We start from the raw sequence: 23,207 nt of genomic DNA, 5'->3' as shown, positions 1-23,207 counted from the left end.
GGATAACGCCGGTCAGTGCTTCTCTTTTTTCATGATAAATCAAAACTCGTCGTAAATGTCGGAATACTGTTTATAGTAATGCGTTACCCGCTGAACGTAATGACGGGTTTCGCCAAAGGGTATATTTTTGGACGTTTCCAAACGGCCGTCCCATTTCCCGCTTTTGATCCAGTTCTTGACATTGGTCGGCCCCGCGTTGTAAGCGGCGATCATGGCAATCGCATTGCCGTCAAACTGGTCCGAGAGCGACTTTAAATACCAGGTCCCGATTTCGATGTTGGTCCCGATCTCGTTTTGCACCTGATCCAGCGACGTATCGGGCAAACCCGCTTTCGTAATGACCCAATTCGCCGTATCCGGCATGATTTGCATGATCCCCAAAGCCCCTTTTTTCGACTGGGCTCCGGTCTTGTAATTGGTCTCCACTTTGATGATGGCCGCCACGATAAACGGGTCGATGCCGTTGTTTTTCGCGTGAGAGCGAATTTCTTCCTTATAATAAATCGGATAAAACAACGAGAGCCAAGCGGAATTAAAAAAGATCAAAACGATAAACCCCAGGAATAACAAAAGCAGCACTCTTTTTTTGCGAAGCCACCTCATAGCAGTCCCTGATCCCGCCAAAACTCGTCAATCTGACGCTCCGTCTCATCCAGTCCACGGCTGTTGTCGATCAAGATATCCGCCCTTTCTTTTTTCAGTTCGATATCCATTTGCGCATTCAGCCTGCGCTCTGCCTCTTCCCGGCTTAAACCGTCCCGCTGCATCAATCTGGACAGCTGCACGTCCCTCGGTACGTAAACCACCATGATCCGTTCATAGAGCCGTTCGAGCCCCGACTCGTACAAGAGCGGAATATCCGCGACGACAAGCCGGCGGGGACTTTCGGCTTCGAGCTCGGCCATGCGTTTTCTCATCTCGGCGCGTATCGCCGGATGTGTCAAGCTTTCCAGCGCTTTTCGCTCCTCAGGGCTTGCGAACACGATTTCGCCCAGCTTTTTGCGGTTGACTGTCCCGTCAGGGTGCAGCACGGCTTGTCCGAAACGCTCCGCAACGGCGGCCAAAACCGGATGCCCGGGCTCCATGATTTCCCTGGCGATGACGTCCGCGTCGATCAAAACGGCTCCCTTTCGCACCAGCATGCGGGATACCGTGCTTTTGCCTGTGGCGATGCCTCCGGTCAGGCCGATGTTCATCCCTTCAACACCTCACTGTTTTCGCGGGAGCGGGAACCGGGCCGTCCGGGCCCTGCCTTGCTTTGTCCGCGGCTGGGCCGGTAAGGCTTCTGGCATATGGGGCAAAAATGGGTTCCCCGGCCGCCGACGACCGTCTTTTCCACCGGATGCCCGCATACGAGACAAGCCTGGCCGGTCCGCCCGTAGATGCGCAAGGCATGCTGGAACATGCCCATCTCCCCTTGACCGTTCACATACGATTTGATTGAGGAGCCGCCGGCGTTCACCGCTTCGTTCAGCGTGGCCACGATCGCCTCGTGCAGCCGGTCGAGCTTAAGACCGCTAAGCTTGTCCGCCGGATGCTCCGGATGGATGCCGGCACGGAACAAGGCTTCATCCACATAAATATTCCCCAAGCCGACGACATATTCCTGGTTCAGCAGCGCGGGTTTGATTTTCGTCTTCCGCCGCGATATCAGCTGCCGGAAGATCTCCGGCGTAAAGGAATCCTCCAGCGGCTCCAGTCCCAGTTTGGCCAAAGGCTGGTTCGTAAATTCCTCCCCCGGCGAAAACAGATGCATCGTGCCGAACTGTCTGACATCCTTATATCTCAGCTCCGTACCGTCCGTAAATTTGAAAATGACATGCGTATGCTTTTCGACGGGCTCGCCCTCGGAATACAGTCCGTATCTGCCCTCCATACGCAAATGGGAAACGAGCACAAGCCCGTCCATCACGATCCGCAAAAACTTGCCTCTGCGGCCGATTTCCACGATCCGGTGGCCCGCAAGCTCCGTCTCAAACCGCTGTATATCGTCCGGCCGCTGGATAATTCGCGGCAGGTACACTTTGACGGAGCGGATCGTTTTCCCCACGATCAATTCGGTCAGCGTTCTTCTGACCGTTTCCACCTCCGGCAATTCCGGCATGTTAGTCACCTCTTCGCTCGTTCTACTTCGCTTCGTACCAGTTGTCGCCGCTGCTGACCTCCGCCTTCAGCGGCACGGACAGCTTAATCGCGTTCTCCATCGTTTCGGGCACGAGCTTCTTCATCATGTCCAGCTCCTCCGGAGGGACTTCGAATACCAATTCGTCATGCACCTGCAGCAGCATCCGGCTCTTCAAGCCGTGCTCATAAAGCGCCTTGTCCATCTTCACCATCGCCAGCTTGATAATATCCGCCGCGGTTCCTTGGATCGGCGTGTTCATCGCGGTGCGTTCGGCAAACGAACGCAAATTGAAGTTCGAAGCGTTGATTTCCGGCAAATAGCGCCGCCGCTCCAAGAGTGTTTTAACGTAACCGTCACGTTTGGCGTCCTTGACGATCTCGTCCATATACCGGCGAACGCCCTGGAACGCTTCAAAATACTGCTCGATAAAGCGGGCCGCTTCCTTCCGCGTAATGTTCAGGTTCTGGGATAAGCCGTAATCGCTGATTCCGTATACGATGCCGAAGTTGACCGCTTTTGCCGAACGGCGCATATTCGCGTCCACTTCGTCCGGCCCGACGCCAAAGACGTCCATCGCCGTCTTTGTATGGATGTCCATATCGTGCAGGAAAGCCTCCTGCAGCCCCTCGTCGCCGGAAATATGGGCCAGGACGCGAAGCTCGATCTGGGAGTAGTCGGCGGCGAGAATAAACCAGCCTTCCTCCGACGGAACGAACACTTTGCGGATTTTGCGGCCTTCCTCCAGGCGGATCGGGATATTTTGCAAGTTCGGATATTGGCTGCTCAGCCGTCCGGTAGCGGCGACCGTTTGCCGGAAATAGGTGTGCACTTTGCCCGTCTGCGGCATAATTTCCTTCAGCAAACCTTCCACATAGGTGGACTGCAGCTTAGCGAGCTGACGGTATTCGAGGATAAACTGGACGATCTCGTGGTACGGCGCCAACTTTTCAAGAACCTCCGCATCGGTGGAATAACCCGTCTTGGTCTTTTTAATGACCGGCAGCCCCAGTTTATCGAACAGAATTTCCCCTAATTGTTTAGTCGAGTTCAGGTTGAATTCCTGCCCGGCGATTTCATAAATTTGCGCCACCAGCTTGTTGATCTGCGCTTCGAATTCGACTCCGAGCTCTTTCAGGTCTTCCCGGTTGACGGCTACGCCCTGCTTCTCCATGTCGGCCAGGATCCGCGACAGCGGCATCTCCAGATCATAAAACAGCCCGTGCATTTCGTATTTCTCCAAATCGGCGCGCTGAAGCGGAACGATGCGCAGCAGGGCGTCCCCTTTGCGGGCCAAATGCCGGCCGAGCGTCTCGGGATCGGGCACCTTGAATTTCGCGCCTTTGCCGTACACGTCTTCATCCGCAGGCACGTGCGGAAGACCGTATTTTACGGCCAGTCCGCTGATCGTCTGGTCGTTTTCCGTCGGATCGAGCAAATAAGCGGCAAGCTGGACGTCATGCTCCGCGCCGGCAAAAGTGATGCCCTGCCAAAACAACGCAAGATCGGCGCGATGCAGATCGTATCCGCGTTTGGGGATGTTTTCGTCCGCCAGCCAGGACAGCACATCCGCCGCTTCCTCCCGCTTCAGCAATTCAAAGGGCAGGAAAAAATGCCGCTTCGGCGTCGACAGCAGCAGCCCCATCAGCGTGGCATGATGCGGATTATCCCCGTAAGACTCGATGATCATCCCTTCTACTTCCGCAAGCTGCCCGGATACTTCCGGCAAGGTGTCCGCGTCCACCATCGTCACGTTGATGTCCGCCGCCTGGGCCGCATCCGCATCCGCCGCGGCGTTCCCGCCAGCTCCCGCGGTAAAGGACAAGCGCTCCAGCAGCGATTTGAATTCCAGCTTGCGCAGCATCGGAACCGCTTTGTCCTCTTCAATGCCGGAGAATTGCATATCCTCCCAGGACCGCTCCACCGGCACTTCGCGGAAAATCGTCGCCAACTGCTTGCTGAGCCGCGCATCCTCGGCATGGTTCACGAGATTCTCCTTCATTTTGCCCTTGAGCTCATCGGTATGGGCCAATACTTCCTCCACGGAGCCGAATTGATGCAGCAGCTTCAGCGCCGTCTTCTCCCCGATGCCCGGCACGCCCGGGATATTGTCGGACGTATCGCCCATCAGTCCCTTCAGGTCGATGATTTGCAGCGGCTTAAGGCCGTACCGCTCTTCAATTTCCTTCGGCCCGTAAGGCTCCACTTCGCTAACGCCCTTGCGGGTTAGCGCCACCTTGACCCGGCCTGTGACCACCTGCAGCATATCCTTGTCCCCGGTGACGACAAGCACTTCGCGGTCCGAATCCTCGGCCTGTTTGCTCAGCGTGCCAATGATGTCGTCGGCCTCGTAGCCGGGCAGTTCAAACCAGGCGATGCCGAAGCTTTCCAGCAGCTCCCGCATCAGCGGGAACTGTTCCGACAGCTCCGGCGGCGTTTTTTCCCGGCCGCCCTTATACTCCTGGTAGCCTTCATGGCGAAACGTCGTTTTGCCCGCGTCAAACGCGACCAGAATGTGAGTGGGCTGCTCCTCCTGAATGAGCCGGAGCAGCATATTGGTAAAACCGTAAACGGCATTCGTGTGCAGCCCGCCGGAGTTCGTCAGCGGCGGCATCGCAAAAAACGCCCGGTAAATAATGCTGTTGCCATCTATAAGGATCAATTTATCCATACTACACCTCGTCCCGAGTGTTTTGTTCCTGTTACCTATGATAACACAGCAGGCCTCCGGTTAACACCGCGATGCCCCGTAAAGAGCGCAAAACAATAAAACCGGCAGCCGCCTGCATTTTGCGCAAGGCAGCTGCCGGTTGATCAACCGGTACACAGCGTGTTAAAGAACATTTTTACTGATTCAAGTCCGGACGTTGGCCGGTGACGAGATACACCGCGCTTTCCCCGATATTCGTGGCATGGTCGGCGATCCGCTCGATATAGCGTCCAACCAGGGTCAGCAGCATCGCCTGCTGCAGGGAATCCGGATTTTCAATCATAAACGTATACAGCTCCTGGATCGTCTGGCTGTACAGATGATCGACCTCGTCGTCGTCCTTGGCCATTTTGTAGGCCAGGTCCGTATTTTCGTCCAAGTAAGACTGCAACGACTCCCGCAGCATCAGGATAACCAGGTCCGACATTTTCGGGATATCGACCAGCGGCTTGATCAGCTTCTGGCCTTCCAAACGCATCGTTACTTTCGCAATATCGACGGCCAAATCGCCCATCCGTTCAAGATCGCTGGAAATTCTAAAGGCGACGATAATCCGCCGCAGGTCCTTGGCCACCGGCTGCTGCGTTACAATGAGCCGCGACCCGATTTCCATCACCTGCTCTTCCATCTGGTTCAGCTCGATATCGCGCTCAACGATCTCTTTGGCTTTCTGCGAATCCATGGCCCGCAGGGCCCCGATAGCTTCCGTAAGCCCTTGTTCAACATGCTCCCCCATTTGTCTGAGCAATTGCCGTAGTTCTTCCAGATTCTGATCGAATTCTTTTCTTTGAATCATTCAGCAGCAGCCTCCTTGTTATCCGAAACGACCGGAAATATAATCTTCTGTGCGCGAATCCTGCGGGGTGGAAAACAGCTTCTGCGTATCGTCCGCCTCAACGATTTCCCCGTTCAGGAAAAAGACGGTCCGGCCGGAAATCCGCGCCGCCTGGTGCATGTTATGCGTGACCATCACGATCGTATACCTGTCTTTGAGCTGCTGGACCAGTTCTTCGATTTTCAAGGTGGAAATCGGGTCCAGCGCCGATGTCGCTTCATCCATCAGCAGAATGTCAGGCTGCACCGCAATCGCCCGCGCTATGCAAAGCCGCTGCTGCTGCCCGCCCGACAGGCTGAGCGCCGAGCGCTTGAGGAAATCCTTCACCTCGTCCCAAAGGACGGCCTGGCGCAGGCTTTGCTCCACAATTTCATCGAGGGCGGCCTTGTTTTTGATCCCGTGCAAGCGGGGGCCATAGGCCACGTTATCGTAAATCGATTTCGGGAAAGGGTTTGGCTGTTGAAATACCATCCCCACCCGTTTGCGCAGCTCCTCGACTTCCACCTCATCGCCGTAGATGTCGCCCCCTGCGATTTCCACACTGCCTTCGATCCGCGTTCCGGGAATCATGTCGTTCATCCGGTTCAACGTGCGCAGCAGCGTCGATTTGCCGCAGCCGGACGGTCCGATGAAGGCGGTAATCGTTCGCTCGGGGATATCCAAAGAAACGTCCTTTAACGCATGAAATTGTTCATAATATAAGTTCAAATGTTGAATCCGGATCACGGTTTCCATGTCAGTTCTCCTTCGTCCAACTACCGTTTATTATTAAAGCACGATTAAATCCTTATCCATTTTAGCTTGCTTATGTAAAAGAAAATGAATCAAAATGTAAACGTAATGTAAAATATGTTTAAGTGCGTGTTCAAAACGTCGGCTTTTCAGCACCGAAGCGTATGCTTTCGATGTGCGTTTTTCCAAAACGCTTTAGGTCGGATGAAGCCAGGGACTGAGGAGCGGAGCTGAACGTTTTCGGAGAAAACGGCTTCGGAAGCATAGGATCTTGTGAGGGTACGTGAGCACCTGAAATGTTTCCGTAGGAAACATGCTTCGGAAGCATATGCTTGGCCCGGCTGAATTCAAGATTCGACGTCGAAACCACTTCCTGACCTGCTTCGTGATCAAAAGATGGCTTTTTGAACAACCTCTTTAAGCTTTCGTAAATTGCTCCAGCTCACGCAGCACGGTTTCCGTTCTTCGTGCAGCGATATCCGCGGCATCGCGCATCTCCCGTTCCCTCGTCTCCACGGACCGGACCGACCGCACCAAGGCCTCGAACGTTTCATCCGCTTTGCCCACCCGCATATGGCCGGCTTCCATCTCCGCGGCCGTCTGGCCGGACGTCGCCGCCGCTTGCTGCACATGACGGTTGACGATATCCAGCGTTTCGCCGATTTCCCCCGACAGTTTCTGCGTCTGCAGAGCAAGCTTGCGGATTTCGCTCGCGACGACGGCGAAGCCGCGTCCATGTTCTCCGGCGTGCGCCGCTTCGATCGAAGCGTTCAGCGCCAGGATCCCGCTCAGATTGGCCAATGCCTGAATGCTGGCGGTGATCGACGAAATTTGCTGCGTGCGCTCCAGCAGCTCCGACATTTGCGCCGCCTGGCTGCGGGACGCCTCCAGCACCCGGTCGAAGGCGGCCTTCACTACTTCGAGTTCGGCCCTGCCCGTTTCGGCCTGTCCGCTCATCGATTCCGACTCCCGCAAGCTTCGTCCGGCGGAATCGGACACTTGCCTAACCGAATGTTCGATGTCCTTGATCAGCGAATAGCTTTCGCGAACGACTTCCCCCCGGATTTGATCCGCTTCCCGCTGCAGATCACGCGACATCCGCATGAGGTCCTGCACCGTCAGGATGCCGTAAAACCGCCCATTTTCGGTCATAATCAAACCCTCGTAAAAATGGGCGCCCTCCCGGTTTAACGCCGCATCCACCACATCTCTGGCCGGAGTCTGCAAATCGCATACAAGCGGATGCTCATCGGCAAATCCGGACGCCGGGCGATCGTAAAACAAATCGGCCGCAAAACGCCCGGCCAAAAAGCGGTAAAACCGGTCCCGCATCAAAATTCCCAGCGGTTTGTTACTTTCATCACAAAGGACGATGCACGAAAGTTCGGAATCGCGCTGAAACCGCTGCAGCACACCGCGGCAGGATTCCTTCCGCCCGATCACCGGCACGCTTCTGCAGTACTTACGCACATCCACCGCAGTTTCCTCCAGGTTGGACGGGACCGCCGCCTGCTTTGCCTCCGGTTCCCCGCCGGCGGTTTGTATCGGCTCCAGCCGCTCCAATTCCGCTACCATCTGTGCTCCCAACACGAACAACTCCCCTCAGATTGGCGCATATTCATTAACAAAGCATACCCGGAAACTGTTTGCTTAATGTTTACGGCATTTTGATCGTATGTAAAAAAACGTCCATCATCTTGCTTAGGTGATGGGCGTTTTTTTCTTGTTTACGACCAGCTTATATCCTACGCCGCGAATGGAATCGATATGCACCGACTGGGGATCAAGCTCCAGCTTTTTGCGCAGCGAGCTGACATGGACGTCCACTGTACGCTGACCGCCGATGTAATCGAAGCCCCAGACCGCGTTCATCAGATCGTCGCGGGTCATCACGACTCCCGGCTTTCGCGCCAGGTACAGCAGCACTTCAAATTCCTTCGGTCTTAGCGTAATGGCTTCCCCGTTTAAAGTAACCTCGTATTTCTCGGGGAAGATGGTCAAAGCCCCCAGCGAAATCTGGGAGTTGTCCTGTACCATGGCTTCCCGTTCCTCCTGGCCGTTTGCTCTGCGGAGGACCGCCGCCACCCGCGCCAACAATTCGGCGACCCCAAAAGGCTTGGTAATGTAATCGTCAGCGCCCGATTTGAGGCCCTGCACCACTTCTTCCTCCGCATTTTTGGCGGTCAGAATAATTACCGGGGTCGTCACGCCTTCGCCCCTCAGCTTGGACATGATTTCAAACCCGTTCATGCCCGGAAGCATCAAATCCAGCAATATCAGGTCAAATTTTTGTTTGAGCGCCGTCTCATATCCGGTCTGCCCATGATCTTCCACGACAACCTCATAGCCTTCGCTGGTAAGATTGTAAGACAGCAGCCTGGATAACGTCGGTTCATCTTCGATAACCAATAGACGTTGCGTCATAGAACCCCTCATCTCTACGTGTTTGATGACAAGCCCAGCATATCACGGGAATGTTAACGCGGTGTAAAAAATATAAAAATGGGTAAAATCGGCTCTGTATAAGTTGAACTAATGATGTACGTGATAGGGGCAGCCGTGAGAAATGTTCCTACGATCGCTGTTGTTCGCGGATTTCTATGATCAACTAAATTCGAATGCGGTTGAAATCCGCTCACAAAGGCGACCACTGCCGTTTCTTCGGAATCATTTCACACTCTTGCCTAACTCACGTTTTTCTTTAGTTCAACTTGTACTAACCCTCATCCAAAGTATGCATAAACGGGAGCTCCACTATGAATGAAGAGCCTTCGCCGACTTTGCTTTCCACGCTGATCGTGCCATGGTGCAGATCGACGAGATGCTTCACGATGGACAGCCCCAAGCCGGTTCCTCCGGAGCTGCGGGATCTCGCTTTGTCCACCCGGTAAAAACGTTCGAAAATGCGCGGCAAATCTTTTTTCGGGATGCCGATCCCCGTATCGCTGACGATGATGCGAACCTTCTCGTCTTCCCCGCCCTCGCCCAAAATGGCGACATCGACGCGGACTCTGCCGCCTTCCTGCGTATAACTGATCGCGTTGGACAGCAGGTTCATGAATATTTGCCGGAGCCGGTCTTCGTCCCCTTCCATAAACAGGTGTTCGGGAATGTCGTGGTCCATCGCAATCGACTTCTTCCTGGCCGCGGGCAGCAGCACTTCATAGATGCTGTCGAACAATTCCTTTAGGTTCACGGGAGCGTATTCCAGCGGCACGAGCTTGGATTCGATTTTGGACAGATCGAGAATGTCGCCGATCAGGCGGTTCAGCCGGTCCCCTTCATCGTAAATGATCTGCAGGAACGAACGGGCCGTTTCCTCATCTTTCACGCCTCCGGCGAGCAGCGTTTCGGCAAAGCCTTTGACCGCGGCAATCGGCGTTTTCAACTCATGGGACACGTTGGCCACGAATTCGCTGCGCATTCGTTCCAGCCTGCGAATGTCGGTCACGTCCCGGAGCAGAAACAGCATCCCCCGGTAATTCCCGTTGTCCTCGAACATCGGCACGCTGTCGAACAGCAGTATTTTTTCCTCCGGATCGTAGACGTTGCGCTCCTCCTGGACATATTCCTGGCGGGAAATCCCCTCCTCGGCGAACTTCGTAAATTCGTAGTTGCGTTTGATGTCGCGGTACGATCTTCCCAACAGCTGATCACCCTTGACATGCAGGATGCGCTCCGCCTCCCGGTTGATCAGGGCGATGTTGCCCGAAGCGTCAACCATTACGATCCCGCCGGTCATGTTGGCCAGCACGCTTTGCAGCAGATCTTCATTGTCATGAATCCGCTTGAGCTGCTGCTGCAGGCTGTCCGCCATCCCGTTGATCGCCTCACCCAACTGGCCGATTTCGTCCCGGCGGGTCAGCCTTACCCGGGCGTTGTAGTCCAGCTTGGAGATGCGGTGCGCGACGCGCGTGATCTGCTCCAGAGGCCGGGTCATTCCCGCGGCGATCCGGTAGCTGACGAAGCCGGCTACGAGGAATAAAATCAGCAGCCCGCCGGCCATCAGTATCCACCCTTGGGTCAATCCCTTTTCCACGGTGGCCAGGCTCATCGACAGGCGGATGTAACCGTCGAATCCGTTCGCGGAGGTGACGCGGCGGGCGACGTAAAGCATATTTTCGCCGACCGTATGGCTGTAGCGGATCGCGCTGCCTGCGCCCCCGCCCGCCGCCGATTCGATTTCCTTCCGATGGGCGTGATTGTCCATCGCCTCGGCATCCATTTCCGAATCGCCGACTACCTTTCCGTCCAAGGTAATGAAGGTGACGCGGGAATCGGTCATTTCTTCCAAGGCTTTGGCCTGCTCCTCGTAATAGGCTTCCGCGCCGGCGTTACCTTGAACCGGGACAAACCGGAACGTATCCTCCAGCAGGCTGATTTCCCGCTCCATATTCTCCTCCAGAGCATGGATATGGGAATTTTTAAACAGCTGGGCCATCGTCAGGCCGGCAGCCAACATCGAGATGCCGACGAGACCCATCAAAATGAGGGAAAGCTTGGTTCTGAACGTCTTCATCTTATTTAAAAACCGGCTCTTTGAATGCGGACAACTTCGCGAGCGAGTCCTTTTCCACTCCTTCATGCAGGCTGTCTCCATGGGAGTCCATCGTGACGATCGCGGCAAACCCGTCAACCTCAAGATGCCACATCGCTTCCGGGACGCCGAATTCCATAAAGTCGACGCCGTTCACATTCTTGATACATTCCGCATAATATTGGGCGGCTCCGCCGATGGCGTTTAGGTATACCCCGCCATGCTCCTGCAAAGCGGCTAGCGTCTTGGGGCCCATTCCGCCTTTGCCGATGACGGCGCGGATGCCGAATTTCTTCATGACATCGCCTTGATACGGCTCCTCCCGGATGCTGGTCGTCGGACCAGCCGCTTTGACATGCCAGCCTTCCTCGTCCTTCAGCATGACCGGTCCGCAGTGGTAAATCACCGCTCCGTTCAAATCCACCGGGGCATCGTGATCCATCAAATATTTGTGCAAAGCGTCGCGGCCGGTGTGCATTTCGCCTTTGAACACCACAACGTCGCCCACGCGAAGCTGCCGGATTTGCTCCTCCGTAACCGGCGTCTGCAGCACGATTTCCCGGCTTTCCCCCGCGGCTGCGGACGCCTCGGCATCGGCCGCTCCCCCTGCTGCGGCGAGATCTTCGGCTCCTTGCCCCGCCGATTCCTCTACGGAAACATCGCTGCCGCGCTCGTACAACCAATTGCTGATCGCGCCGGTGGCGCCATCGATCTCCACCCCTTGGCGGCGGAAAGCCCAGCAGTTGTAGGCTACCGACACAAAGAAGCTGGCAGGCAGCCGGTTCTCGACGCCTACTTTGCAGCCCAGTAAGGTAACTTCGCCGCCGAAACCCATCGTGCCGATGCCCAATTGATTGGCCGTTTCCACAATATATTGTTCCAAACGGTCCAGGTCCGGCTTTGGATTGACATCGTCGACGGTGCGGAACAACTGCCGTTTGGCCAGTTCATAGCCCGTCGTCCGGTCGCCGCCGATGCCGACGCCGATAAATCCCGCGCTGCATCCCTGACCTTGAGCCTGGTATACCGCGTGCAAAATGCATTTGCGGATCCCGTCCAGGTCGCGGCCCGCGCGGCCCAGGCCTTCCAAATCGGCGGGGAGGCTGTATTGAATGTTTTTGTTCTCGCAGCCGCCGCCTTTCAGAATCAGGCGCATATCGATATAGTCATTTTCCCACTGTTCAAAATGAATGACCGGCGTGCCCGGCCCCAAATTGTCGCCGCTGTTCGCCCCGGTCAGCGAATCCACGGAGTTCGAGCGCAGCTTGCCTTCCTTGGTGGCCCGCTGTACCGCGCTTTTGATGGCCCGCTTCATTTCAATCTGATTCGCTCCGACCGGGGTATGGATGATGAAAGTTGGCATTCCGGTATCCTGGCAGATCGGCGACACCTGCTCCTCCGCCATTTTAATGTTGCGGGCGATAGTCGACATCGCCAGCCCGGCCCGCGTGGCCCGGTTTTCCATGGAGCGGCCAAGGTTGATCGCCCGGCGCACATCTCCCGGCAAATTGGTGGAGGTTTCCACGATTAATTGGTATACGCTTTCTTCAAACTGTTGCATGGTTCAAGAATCCCCTCTCTCGTCATCTTGATAAACATATAAGCCCGAAAGGCAGCTTCAAAATTCCATCGCAATTCATATCTTCTTCAACAAGTTTATAATAACATAATAACTACCTTGAGATGACGATTTCTGTCCAAAAGAAAGTCCGAAAAAGAGAGGTTTATCACTGCACAAAAAAATCCCCTGCCTCCAGTGAATCAAAGGGCAAGGGGATATGCTCCGAAGATCAGCCGCCTACAATTTCGCCACCATTGACGTGCAGGACCTGGCCGCTCATATAAGAGGAGTCCTCCGAGCCGAGGAAGACGTAGGCCGGAGCGACCTCCTCCGGCTGGCCGGGGCGCTGCATCGGCGTCGTGCCGCCGAATTCCGCCACCTGCTTCGCATCAAAGGTGGACGGAATAAGCGGCGTCCAGATCGGCCCGGGCGCGACGGCGTTGACCCGTACCCCCTTGCTGCCGGCCAGGTTCATCGACAACGAGCGCGTAAAGCTGACGATCGCGCCTTTGGTCGCCGAATAATCCAGCAGCTGCGGGTTTCCTTTATACGCGGTCACCGATGCCGTATTGATGATGGCGCTGCCTTTTTTCAGATGGGGCAGGGCGGCTTTGGTCAAATAAAACATCGCGAAAATATTCGTCCGGAACGTCTTCTCCAGCTGTTCGGCCGTAATACCCGAAATATCCTGCTGCGGATGCTGCTCCGCCGCGTTGTTGATCAGTATATCGAGGCCGCCAAGCTCGTCCACCGTGCGCTTGACCGCTTCTTTTACAAAAGATTCGTCGCCGATATCCCCGGAAACAAGCAGGCATTTGCTTCCCTCTTGCTCGACCTCTTTTTTCGTCGTCTCCGCATCGCCGTGCTCGTTCAAATAGACGACCGTCACGTCGGCTCCCTCTTTGGCGTAAGCCACCGCAACCGCCCGCCCGATGCCGCTGTCGCCGCCGGTGATCAACGCCACCTTGCCTTTCAGCTTCCCGGCCGCTTTGTACGTTCCTTCATACACCGGACGGGGAAACATGTCCGCTTCGACGCCGGGCTGCTGATTTTGATGCTGGGGAGGCATCGTCTGCTTGCTCTGTCCATTTGCCATCCTGGCACTCTCCTTTGCCGTGTTGTCGACTGTTGCCTTATAGTGGTTGTTCACGCACTTATAGGATAGCCCGGACAGGCGTGCTTATGCTCCTTACCCCATGCAAAATACGATGCCAAAGCGGTTTAGAAACCACGTATCGTCGTGTTGCCGGCAAAGCGCGTACTTCTGCCTTCTTTCATACGTCAACTCCCCGACCACCAGCTCGTCCCCGCCTTCGGGGCCAAAAACGTCTTCCGCCAACTGCCGGCAAAACGAGATTTGAGGTTCCGAGAAATGCAAATAGGCCAGTACCATCAGATCCCTTCCCCATCGTTCCCCGCTGTGATCGTAAGGGAAATTTTGCCGAAAAACCTGCACCAGAGACACCTCCGGAACATAACGGCAGGTTCCTCCGAGCAGCCACATTCTTAGCGAAAATTCCGCGGTTTCCAGTTCTTTTCCGGCAAACCCGTCCTCCATCCCGCCGATTTCCTGAAACCGGTCCCTCCGGATCGCAAAACATTCCCACGACAACCACGGCAATTCATTACGCTCTTCCGATACGGCCGGGTAACACCGTATGGATTTTAGCCAGCCCGAAACGGCTTCCGTCTTTGGCACCACGGAACGCTCATGCATGATGAAGGAAGGCGAACAGCAATCGGCTTCTCCCTGGATGAGCGGCTCAAGCAACGCCTCCATCCAACCGTCATCGTAATACAGATGCGCCCCGCAGAAGATCAGGTAGTCTCCGGTAGCATGCTCGGCGCCGATATTTCGAGCCGGCACCCCCGGCGTTCCTTTCAGACGTTTAAGCGGTTTCTCAAAACGGTAACCAAGCAAAAAGTCACAGCATCCATCCACCGAGCCTTCATCGACGATAATCACTTCATAAGGAAGAGTGGTGCGCGACACCTTGAGCGATTCCATCGTCGTGTAGAGATCGATTCCATTGTTTTTTACGGTAATGATGATCGATACGGTCTTTGATTCGCTAGACATCATATAAGCTCCTTAAAATGGGTATAATATATAAATTATTGTAAATCAGTATAGACGATAATTCCATAATAACCCAATTCATACTTTCAGTAAACACAAACAAAACACCTAGTTTATTATATTTCCCTTTAGTTCTCACTATGGTAAATACAGGAGGGGGTTTTATGGACTACGAGGCATTGGGGAAAAGGCTGCGCCAAGAACGGCATAAAATGCATTTGACTCAGGAGAAACTTGCCGAAAAAATCGAGGTTTCGGACGCATACATAGGACAAATTGAACGGGGCGAACGCAGTTTATCTTTGGATACGCTCGTGAAGCTCGCTAATCAATTGGGAGTTACCGTCGATTATTTGCTCCATGATTCGCTGGAAATCAGCGACGATCATTTTATCGATCAAATTCAGCAAATCATGGCAGGGCGCACCTCAAAAGAGAAACAACTCGCGCTCGATATCATGAAACTGATGTTCACCCATCTCGATGAATTGCAAAAGGAAACGAAGGAGCCTTCATAAGTCCGCTGATTTCGTTAGAAAACAAAGACCTGCCGGCAGTTCCGGCAGGTCTTTGTTTGCGGATTTAGATAATGGTGCTGAACACCATGAAAAACGAAATGACGAGCACGGACACGGACAACAGCGCGCTTAATGTACGCAGCTTGCCCTCCTCGGCCGCAATCGGTTTGTTCTGGCGAATGCCCTCCAGCGCCAATCGCAGCGGCTTGCCCATAATCCCGCTGAGCGCGCCGATGGCCAGGAACAATAAGACGATCACGATCATCCAAGGCACCGAGTAGTTGCCCTGACCGATCAGATATCCGCCGGTCAAAAGCTGGAGAATCAGGCCAAACTGCGCAAATCGGTTCAACGTCTTCACGGCCGACACGGTGCCTTCCTGCCCGGCAAGCGACAATTTGCCCAGCGTCCCCAGCACAAACGGCAATATCAAATAAAAGCCGAGCGCCAAAGCCCCAATAATATGTAGGAATAACATGACCTGATACATTAACACAACCGCCTTTCAACGTCAATTACATTTATTATAAACTATTGTAACAATAAATGGAACGGCTCCTTGGGAAGGCGAGTTTGCACAAGTTAAATAGCGATAATGTACTTTATAATACTTTCTTCTGGCGGCTTTAAACCAAAACGGTGCTTGAAGTTAACGGACACCACAGCCTCTATTTGGCTTCGTGGGGCTTAAAGGTAGTTTTCCCTACGATTATAGAATTCCTCAGCTCCGTTGAGAACTTATAAGAGGGGGAAATCCCACGAAATGCAAAAGTGCATGCGATTTCCGTCGAAATCCCTCGAACCGGGCAGTTCAACTGCAAATATGCAGTTCATTTCCGATTATAAGCTACTTTTTTATCCGATAGCCGCAAATGAGATGTATTTTTGCACTTCAACCGCTCAAAAGCAGAAATTTGCGGAAATTCAAATGTACTTTTGCATTTGATCCCATCGAGCCGTCCTTCTTCCCATGAAAAACGAGCAACTGCTGGAACTGATCCATGAAGTCGCTGTCAAAGACAGGAAAAAGAGCTTTCCACTCTAATTTAGCGTCAATTCTACGGGTAGAGGGTGGTTCCCCAATTACATCAAGGCTTGCTTGCCAATCCATGCTTGGCCGCACCGAAAGTTGAGTTATCAATTCTTAATCTTAAAAAACCCCGTCCAGTTTTAAAAGGACGGGGTTTTTCAGCAACTAAAACAGAGGATTATCCAACGATCAGCCTTTCACGACCGCAATCACGCTTCGGACCGAGGCGGCGGATTGGTCGAGCGCGGCTTTTTCCTCGGCCGTTAATGCAAGCTCGAACACCTTTTCGATGCCGCCCCCGCCGAGAATAACCGGTACGCCCATGAACAAATTGTCGTAGCCGTATTCGCCTTCAAGCAAGGCGATGACCGGCAAAATCCGCTTTTTGTCCTTGAGGATCGCTTCGGTCATCTGCACCAGCGACGCCGCAGGCGCGTAATAAGCGCTGCCGTTGCCAAGCAGGCTGACGATTTCGCCGCCGCCGGCGCGCGTCCGCTGCACGATCGCTTCGATGCGGTCAGCCGAAAGCAGCGTATCGATCGGAATCCCGCCGACGCTGGAATAGCGTACGAGCGGAACCATATCATCGCCATGGCCGCCAAGCACAAAACCGCGCACATCTTCCACGGAAACGTTCAGCTCTTCGGCGATAAACGTGCAATACCGGGCCGTATCCAGGACGCCGGACTGACCGATGACGCGTTTTTTTGGGAAACCAAGCGTTTGATAAGCCACGTATGTCATCGCGTCCACCGGGTTGCTGAGGATGATAACCGTGGCATCCGGACAGTAATTTTTCACGTTTTCGCATACGGAGCGGACGATGCCTGCGTTTGTGTTGACGAGGTCGTCCCGGCTCATCCCGGGTTTGCGGGCGATCCCCGCCGTAATGATGACGAGGTCGGAGCCTGCCGCATCCTCGTAGGAGGAAGTGCCGGCGATACGGCTGTCGAACCCTAGAACCGGGCCGGCCTCGAGCATATCGAGCGCCTTGCCTTTCGTCGGGCTTTCCAGTTGCGGAATGTCAACCAACACGACGTCTCCAAGTTCTTTTTGCGCAAGCATAAACGCCGTGGTTGCGCCGGTAAAACCGGCGCCGACAACGGTTATCTTTTTGCGTTGGATAGCCATGCGGGGCAAGCCTCCTACATGTTTTTGATCACTTCACCGGCAAATTCGGAGCATTTTACCTCTTTAGCGCCATCCATCAGACGGGCGAAGTCGTAAGTTACCGTCTTATTGTTAATCGAAGTTTCCAGTCCCTTGTAAATGAGGTCCGCCGCTTCCTGCCATCCGAGATGCTCAAGCATCATAACGCCGGACAAAATGACGGAACCCGGGTTCACGACGTCCAGATCGGCGTATTTTGGCGCCGTGCCATGCGTTGCTTCAAAGATCGCATGCCCGGTAACGTAGTTGATGTTCGCCCCCGGCGCGATCCCGATGCCGCCCACTTGCGCAGCCAAAGCGTCGGACAAGTAATCGCCGTTCAGGTTCAGCGTGGCGATGACTTCAAAGTCGGTCGGGCGTGTCAGCACCTGCTGCAGCGCGATGTCGGCAATGGCATCCTTCACGATGATTTTGCCGGCTTCCTGCGCGGCTTTTTGCGCCTGGTTCGCCGCATCCGTGCCCGACTGCTCCTTGATCCGGTCATATTCGGCCCAGGTGAACACTTTATCGCCGAATTCCGCTTCGGCCACTTCGTAACCCCAGTTTTTGAACGCGCCTTCGGTGAATTTCATGATATTGCCTTTATGCACCAGCGTAACGCTCTTACGGCCATGCTTGATCGCATATTCCACGGCGGCTCGGACAAGGCGCTTCGAGCCCTCCTCGGAAACCGGCTTGATGCCGATGCCGGACGTTTCCGGGAAGCGGATTTTTTTCACGCCCATTTCATTTTGCAGGAACGCAAGCACTTTCTTGACTTCCTCGGAGCCTTCCTTGTATTCGATTCCCGCATAAATATCTTCCGTGTTCTCCCGGAAAATCACCATATCCACCAGTTCCGGATGTTTCACCGGGGAAGGCACCCCATCAAAATAACGGACAGGGCGCAGGCAGACGTACAGGTCCAGCTCCTGGCGCAGCGCTACGTTCAGCGAGCGGATGCCGCCGCCGATCGGCGTTGTGAGCGGTCCCTTGATGGCCACGATATACTCGCGGATCGCGGTCAGCGTGTCAGCCGGCAGCCACTCCCCGTAGGCATTAAAGGCCTTTTCCCCCGCAAAAACTTCGTACCAGGCGATTTTCTTGTCCCCGCCGTAGGCTTTCTCCACGGCGGCGTCCAATACGCGTTTGGATGCTTTCCAGATATCGCGGCCGGTACCGTCGCCCTCGATAAACGGAACGATCGGATGGTTCGGCACCTGCAGCTTTCCGTCTTGAATCGTAATTTTTTCACCTTCGGTAGGGAGATCAAACTTTTCTAGCTTCAACATGTTTTCGGTTTCCTCCTCGCATTCTTTTCAACTTTTCACGGTCTCCATTTTATCATAAATTTCCATGGAGCTCCCGTACTGCTGCTTATCTTAGTTCAATCGGTACATAAGACTGGTTCGTGGCCCCTACATATTCCGCGCGCGGACGGATAAGCCGGTTGTCCTCAAGCTGCTCCAAAATATGCGCAGTCCAGCCGGAGAGACGGCTTATCGCAAAAATCGGCGTAAACAAATCGCCCGGAATGCCCAGCATCGTATATACGGAAGCGGAATAGAAGTCTACGTTAGGCTTCAACCCTTTTTGTCCTGTCACGAGCTGATCCACTTTGACGGAAATGTCGTACAGCGTCGAGTCGCCTTTGAGCGCGCTGAGCTGACGGGACATTTTTTGCAGGTGTTTGGCCCGCGGGTCGCCGTTTTTGTATACACGGTGTCCAAAGCCCATGATTTTCTCCCGGTTGGCCAGCTTCCGCTGAATATAGGGTTCCGCCTGATCAAGCGTCCCGATTTCGCTCAGCATCTTCATCACCGCTTCGTTGGCGCCGCCGTGGAGCGGCCCTTTCAACGTCCCGATCGCCGACGTCACCCCGGAGTAGATGTCCGACAGCGTCGCGATCGTTACGCGCGCGGAGAACGTGGATGCGTTGAGCTCATGGTCCGCATGCAGCACAAGCGCCTGGTCCAGCGCTCGGACGGCGATCGGATCGGGTTCTTCACCGGTTAGCATGTATAAGAAATTGTGGGCGATGGATACGCCTTTTAGCGGAGCCACCGGTTCCTTGCCTTGACGGATACGGGCAAACGCGGCAATCAACGTCGGAATTTGTGCTTGCAGCTTGATCGCTTTTTTCAAATTGCTTTCGCGCGTGTTGTCATTGGCGTTCTCATCGTACAAAGCAAGAGCCGATACGGCAGTACGAAGCACTGCCATCGTGTTTGCACCCTGCGGATACAACTTCATCTGCGCGAGAACCGCCTGCGGGACAGCCGCATAATCGCTGAACTGCCGCTGGAGCTGCTCCAGCTCGGATTGGTTGGGCAGTTTACCGTTCCACAGCAAGTAAGCCGTTTCTTCAAAACTGGCGCGTTCAGCCAAATCATCGATATTAATGCCGCGATAGCAGAGTACGCCGTCATGAATGGAGCTGATCGAAGAAGTTGCCGCAACAATGCCTTCAAGGCCTTTCGTAGCTGTCATGATACATCTCTCCTTTGTTAACATTTTGTGAGCAACAAGCTGTGAAAACATTTTCAAATTAAAAGTTTTAAATTTTTACGAAGTGACGCGAAAACGACCCTGAAAAAAGGAATCACGCTATAAATGCTTACTAATTCATCATACTGGATTTCTCGGAGCATGGGAACCCGCTACGGCGCAGCCCGCCAGATCAAAAATTTCTTTCACAATCATAAAGAATTTTTGTAAACGATTTCAGTTTTGCAATAAAAAATGTCACATTAATTGAAAAAAAGTAGGCTCGTCATACTCCCCGCGGACCCATAATATCCTAGAACTAGGACATGTATTCATGAAAAAGGGGGAATGCCGTTTGGATAGCGTAGTCGTCAAACGCGTATTGCGCGGAAGCTGGATTTGCGTCGTCGTTGTCGGTTCCCTCGCCGCGGTTTACTGGCTGATCCCGCTCCTTTACCCGTTTCTGATCGCCTGGCTGATCTCCTATGCGATGAATCCGTTTGTCCTCTGGCTTCAGCAAAATATAAAACTCCCAAGGTGGCTGGCGGTTACGGTCTCGCTGCTCGTCTATGTCGGCAGTGCCGCCATCATCCTGTCCGCGGCGTTAACCCGGCTCGTCAAGGAGCTCATCCATCTGGCCGAATCCTTCGACGTTCGCATTGAGGAGTGGAGGCGTCTGTTTATCTCCTGGACGCAAAGCGAAAGCATTCAGTCGATCCTCACTGAAATCAACCGATTTATCGCCGATAATCCCGGCTATGAAAATACGATCCACAAAAACATCGACAACACCGCGGAAAAGATAGGTTCCGCCGTCTCGCACCTCGTCAACAATTTTTTAAACATTGTGGTAGGTTTGATATCTTCACTGCCGAACCTCGGCGTCATTCTCGCCGTCATTCTGCTCGCGACTTTTTTTATCAGCAGCCATTGGGAGCGGGACATGCGCTTTCTGGCGCGCAGCATTCCCGCTCCGTTCCGGAGAACCGCCGGCGACATTTGGAAAGATCTGCAAAAGGCGCTGTCCGGCTACCTGCGCGCCCAGTTTATCATGATCTCGATAACCGCCTTCATCGTGCTGATCGGCCTGCTGATTTTGGGCGTGGAATCCGCGTTCACTTATGCGCTGCTGATCGGGCTGGTCGATCTGCTGCCTTATTTGGGTGTGGGAACGATCATGATCCCCTGGCTCATCTATGCCTTTGCGACCGGCGACATGACGCTCGGCATAGGTCTGTCGGTCCTGTACGGCATCATCCTGGTGTCCAGACAGCTCATTGAACCGAAAGTGCTGGCCAGCAGCGTCGGCCTTGATCCCTTACCCACCTTGATCGCCATGTTTGCCGGTCTAAAGCTGTTTGGCGTGTTGGGCCTGATCGTCGGCCCCGTGACTCTGGTCATCTTTGGCGCGGCCTTCCGCGCCGGAGTGGTGCGGGACTTGCGCAATTATATCCTGCACGGAAGATTGAGGTGAATAATCCCCCTACATTCGCTCGGGCGCCTGCAGGCCCAGAAGACGCAGCCCGTTGTGCAGCGTGATTTGTACGCATTTCACCAAAGCGCCCCGGGCTTCCCGAAGCTCGCGATCATCGATAAGCACAGGACACTCATGATAAAAACGGTTAAACGCCTGGGCCAAATCGATCAAATAACGGCTGACGATCGACGGCTCCATTTTGCCGGCGGCCAACTTGATCCGTTCCGGAAACTGCGACAACCGCTTCGCTGCGCCGTACTCTGCCGAATGCGTCAACAACCCGCTTTTTATGCCGCCGTCACGCTCAGCGCCGAGTTTGTCCTGTTCGTCCAATTTGCGCAGAATGCTGCACGCTCTGGCATGAGTATATTGCAGGTAAGGGCCTGTTTCCCCTTCAAAGCTTAGCGCTTCCTCCCAGGAGAAATGGATATCCTTGATCCGGCTGCCGCTTAAATCGTGAAAAATGACCGCCCCGACGCCAGCCGCTCCTCATCCCCCCATAAGCGGTAGGCGACGATCAGCTTCCCATACTGAGTCCCCCAGTCTCCCAAATGATTAACCCCGATCACGCGGTATCCGAGACATGAGAAGATCCGGTAAATCGCGCTTCCGATCACCGTCGAACGCAAATGCCCGATATGAAAAGGCTTGGCGATGTTGGGCGAGGAAAAATCGATCACAATCACGCGGCCTTGGCCGATATTTTGCACCCCGTATTTTTCACCGGCGGCATGTATTTCACTGACCACTTCCTGCGCAAAAATCCCTTTGTCCCAATAAAAGTTCAAATATCCCGATGCGGCCTCACCCGCTCCCTTATCCAAAAATTCGGGAAAACAAAAAAAGCCCCCCGTCTCAAAAAGAGACGAGAAACCTCTGGTTCCCGCGGTGCCACTCTAAGTGCTAACCATAATTAGCCACTCTTTACGTTTAACGGCCTGTTGCCGGATTTGCCTACGCCGTGCTGCCGGTTCGGCAAACCATTTCCCGGGTCCGCTTCATTCACGCCTTTCGTACCGGAGTCAACGCCGGAAATAGGTGATCGTGCCGTCCTTCATTTTTTTATGGATCCATTTCATCAGCGGGAAACGGTACAGCGGCCGGGTTAACGGAAACACCATCGTAAACCCGATGATATCCGTAACAAATCCGGGGATCAGCAGCAGGATGCCGCCGGCAAAAACGCAAATACCGTCGAGCACCATCCGCCCGGGAATCTGCCCTCCGGTCATTTGGGCCCTAGCATCCGCCAGCACCTTGCGCCCTTCAAACTGCATCATCAGCCCGCCGATCACCGAAGTGGCCAAGGTCAAAAAGATCGTCTTCCCGACCCCCAATCTTTCGCCGACAAACAAATACCCCCAAAACTCCACGAGCGGGACTACGATAATTAAAGCGGCAATCCATTTACGCATATTTATAGAAACTCCTTTAAGCTTGCAGCATAATAAAATATTGATCGTATATATATATTTTACCGCTACAAAGGAGGAGAATCAAAAATCATGATTTGCTCGCTTTCTCAAAGGCCGCAAACCATTCGGGAAATACCTTTTTGAACTGAACCGGCTTAAAATCCTCGCGCCGTACGACATAGTGAGAGGACGAGCCTTCCACGCAAAGCGTACCCTCCCCGTTAAACACATGGTACCCGTAAACGGTCTTCACGCCGCCGTTTTCGATGATCCATGTCCTCAGCAGCACTTCGTCGCCGTAACGGATGCCTTTTTTGTACTCCACCTTCATTTCATGAACGGGAGATATGTATCCCGCCTGCTCCATATCAATATATTTGAAGCCGAGGTCCTCGCACAGCTTCGAACGTCCCGCCTCAAACCAGCCGAGGTAGTGAGCGTGATAAATGATCCCCATCATATCGAATTCAAAATATTTCGGCTCTATAGCCAGTTCGCTGACATACACGTGATCCCTCGCTCCTTTCTTTTGCTGCAAAAAAAGCAATGGTTCC

Annotated in this window: 23 protein-coding genes; 2 read left to right on the top strand and 21 right to left on the bottom strand. The window is 54.0% G+C overall.

From position 1 onward, the window contains the following. Nucleotides 1–39 precede the first annotated feature (39 nt). From EHV15_RS18680 to EHV15_RS18625, 12 genes are all read right to left on the bottom strand, one after another. Nucleotides 40–603, bottom strand: coding sequence for a lytic transglycosylase domain-containing protein (locus EHV15_RS18680; RefSeq protein ID WP_128632527.1), 564 nt, complete (start codon nt 601–603; stop codon nt 40–42). Next, nucleotides 600–1,196 (bottom strand): dephospho-CoA kinase, encoded by a 597-nt coding sequence (gene coaE, locus EHV15_RS18675; protein WP_128632526.1) that lies wholly within the window; start codon nt 1,194–1,196, stop codon nt 600–602. The genes EHV15_RS18680 and coaE overlap by 4 nt, the downstream gene beginning before the upstream one ends. Continuing rightward, nucleotides 1,193–2,104, bottom strand: coding sequence for a DNA-formamidopyrimidine glycosylase (gene mutM / locus EHV15_RS18670; RefSeq protein ID WP_128632525.1), 912 nt, complete (start codon nt 2,102–2,104; stop codon nt 1,193–1,195). The genes coaE and mutM overlap by 4 nt, the downstream gene beginning before the upstream one ends. 22 nt (nt 2,105–2,126) lie before the next feature. Beyond that, nucleotides 2,127–4,793, bottom strand: a complete 2,667-nt coding sequence (gene polA, locus EHV15_RS18665) for a DNA polymerase I (protein ID WP_128632524.1) — start codon at nt 4,791–4,793, stop codon at nt 2,127–2,129. A gap of 175 nt (nt 4,794–4,968) precedes the next feature. Beyond that, nucleotides 4,969–5,628, bottom strand: a complete 660-nt coding sequence (gene phoU, locus EHV15_RS18660; RefSeq protein ID WP_128632523.1) for a phosphate signaling complex protein PhoU — start codon at nt 5,626–5,628, stop codon at nt 4,969–4,971. Nucleotides 5,629–5,646: 18 nt separating this feature from the next. Next, nucleotides 5,647–6,402 carry a phosphate ABC transporter ATP-binding protein PstB gene (gene pstB, locus EHV15_RS18655; RefSeq protein ID WP_128632522.1) on the bottom strand — a complete coding sequence of 252 codons (756 nt, stop codon included), beginning with the start codon at nt 6,400–6,402 and terminating at the stop codon, nt 5,647–5,649. Nucleotides 6,403–6,816: 414 nt separating this feature from the next. Continuing rightward, on the bottom strand, nt 6,817–7,989 hold the full coding sequence (locus EHV15_RS18650; RefSeq protein ID WP_128632521.1) for a methyl-accepting chemotaxis protein: 1,173 nt from the start codon (nt 7,987–7,989) through the stop codon (nt 6,817–6,819). Between the two features lie 111 nt (nt 7,990–8,100). Next, nucleotides 8,101–8,823 carry a response regulator transcription factor gene (locus EHV15_RS18645; protein WP_128632520.1) on the bottom strand — a complete coding sequence of 241 codons (723 nt, stop codon included), beginning with the start codon at nt 8,821–8,823 and terminating at the stop codon, nt 8,101–8,103. A 292-nt stretch (nt 8,824–9,115) separates the two neighbouring features. After that, the gene (gene pnpS / locus EHV15_RS18640; protein ID WP_128632519.1) at nt 9,116–10,918 is read right to left on the bottom strand and encodes a two-component system histidine kinase PnpS; all 1,803 of its coding nucleotides are present in this window, start codon (nt 10,916–10,918) and stop codon (nt 9,116–9,118) included. A gap of 1 nt (nt 10,919) precedes the next feature. Continuing rightward, on the bottom strand, nt 10,920–12,497 hold the full coding sequence (locus tag EHV15_RS18635; RefSeq protein WP_128632518.1) for a fumarate hydratase: 1,578 nt from the start codon (nt 12,495–12,497) through the stop codon (nt 10,920–10,922). 229 nt (nt 12,498–12,726) lie between these two features. Next, entirely contained in the window at nt 12,727–13,593 is an 867-nt protein-coding gene (locus EHV15_RS18630; protein WP_128632517.1) for an SDR family oxidoreductase, read from the bottom strand. A gap of 93 nt (nt 13,594–13,686) precedes the next feature. Continuing rightward, nucleotides 13,687–14,577 carry a glycosyltransferase family 2 protein gene (locus EHV15_RS18625; protein ID WP_128632516.1) on the bottom strand — a complete coding sequence of 297 codons (891 nt, stop codon included), beginning with the start codon at nt 14,575–14,577 and terminating at the stop codon, nt 13,687–13,689. A 164-nt stretch (nt 14,578–14,741) separates the two neighbouring features. On the opposite strand from EHV15_RS18625, the gene EHV15_RS18620 reads away from it, so the two are divergent. After that, nucleotides 14,742–15,095 carry a helix-turn-helix domain-containing protein gene (locus EHV15_RS18620; RefSeq protein WP_128632515.1) on the top strand — a complete coding sequence of 118 codons (354 nt, stop codon included), beginning with the start codon at nt 14,742–14,744 and terminating at the stop codon, nt 15,093–15,095. Nucleotides 15,096–15,159: 64 nt separating this feature from the next. Here the strand turns inward: EHV15_RS18620 and EHV15_RS18615 are convergent, their stop codons facing one another. The 5 genes from EHV15_RS18615 to citZ form a co-directional block, all read right to left on the bottom strand. Continuing rightward, nucleotides 15,160–15,585, bottom strand: coding sequence for a hypothetical protein (locus tag EHV15_RS18615; RefSeq protein ID WP_128632514.1), 426 nt, complete (start codon nt 15,583–15,585; stop codon nt 15,160–15,162). Between the two features lie 402 nt (nt 15,586–15,987). Continuing rightward, on the bottom strand, nt 15,988–16,206 hold the full coding sequence (locus tag EHV15_RS18610; RefSeq protein WP_128632513.1) for a hypothetical protein: 219 nt from the start codon (nt 16,204–16,206) through the stop codon (nt 15,988–15,990). Between the two features lie 108 nt (nt 16,207–16,314). After that, nucleotides 16,315–17,256, bottom strand: coding sequence for a malate dehydrogenase (gene mdh / locus EHV15_RS18605; RefSeq protein WP_128632512.1), 942 nt, complete (start codon nt 17,254–17,256; stop codon nt 16,315–16,317). A gap of 14 nt (nt 17,257–17,270) precedes the next feature. Further along, nucleotides 17,271–18,566: an NADP-dependent isocitrate dehydrogenase gene (gene icd / locus EHV15_RS18600; RefSeq protein WP_128632511.1), complete on the bottom strand. Its 1,296-nt coding sequence runs from the start codon at nt 18,564–18,566 to the stop codon at nt 17,271–17,273. 85 nt (nt 18,567–18,651) lie between these two features. After that, complete coding sequence (citZ, locus tag EHV15_RS18595) at nt 18,652–19,764, bottom strand: citrate synthase (RefSeq protein ID WP_128632510.1); 1,113 nt, start codon at nt 19,762–19,764, stop codon at nt 18,652–18,654. 352 nt (nt 19,765–20,116) lie between these two features. Between citZ and ytvI the strand changes: the two genes are divergently transcribed. Further along, nucleotides 20,117–21,235 (top strand): sporulation integral membrane protein YtvI, encoded by a 1,119-nt coding sequence (ytvI, locus tag EHV15_RS18590; protein WP_128632509.1) that lies wholly within the window; start codon nt 20,117–20,119, stop codon nt 21,233–21,235. A 9-nt stretch (nt 21,236–21,244) separates the two neighbouring features. Here the strand turns inward: ytvI and EHV15_RS37380 are convergent, their stop codons facing one another. From EHV15_RS37380 to EHV15_RS18575, 4 genes are all read right to left on the bottom strand, one after another. Continuing rightward, entirely contained in the window at nt 21,245–21,571 is a 327-nt protein-coding gene (locus tag EHV15_RS37380; RefSeq protein WP_246061676.1) for a DALR anticodon-binding domain-containing protein, read from the bottom strand. Nucleotides 21,572–21,687: 116 nt separating this feature from the next. Further along, nucleotides 21,688–22,026 (bottom strand): arginine--tRNA ligase domain-containing protein, encoded by a 339-nt coding sequence (gene argS, locus EHV15_RS37375; RefSeq protein ID WP_246061675.1) that lies wholly within the window; start codon nt 22,024–22,026, stop codon nt 21,688–21,690. A 234-nt stretch (nt 22,027–22,260) separates the two neighbouring features. Then, a complete protein-coding gene (locus tag EHV15_RS18580) occupies nt 22,261–22,653 on the bottom strand; it encodes an FxsA family protein (protein WP_128632508.1) in 393 nt (130 codons plus the stop codon). Nucleotides 22,654–22,741: 88 nt separating this feature from the next. After that, complete coding sequence (locus EHV15_RS18575) at nt 22,742–23,161, bottom strand: acyl-CoA thioesterase (RefSeq protein WP_128632507.1); 420 nt, start codon at nt 23,159–23,161, stop codon at nt 22,742–22,744. Between the last annotated feature and the right edge of the window lie 46 nt (nt 23,162–23,207).

Origin of the sequence: Paenibacillus oralis (assembly GCF_003863965.1) — a bacterium.
GTDB classification, from domain to species: Bacteria; Bacillota; Bacilli; order Paenibacillales; family Paenibacillaceae; genus Fontibacillus; species Fontibacillus oralis.
This window is presented reverse-complemented; position numbering and strand designations above follow the sequence as displayed.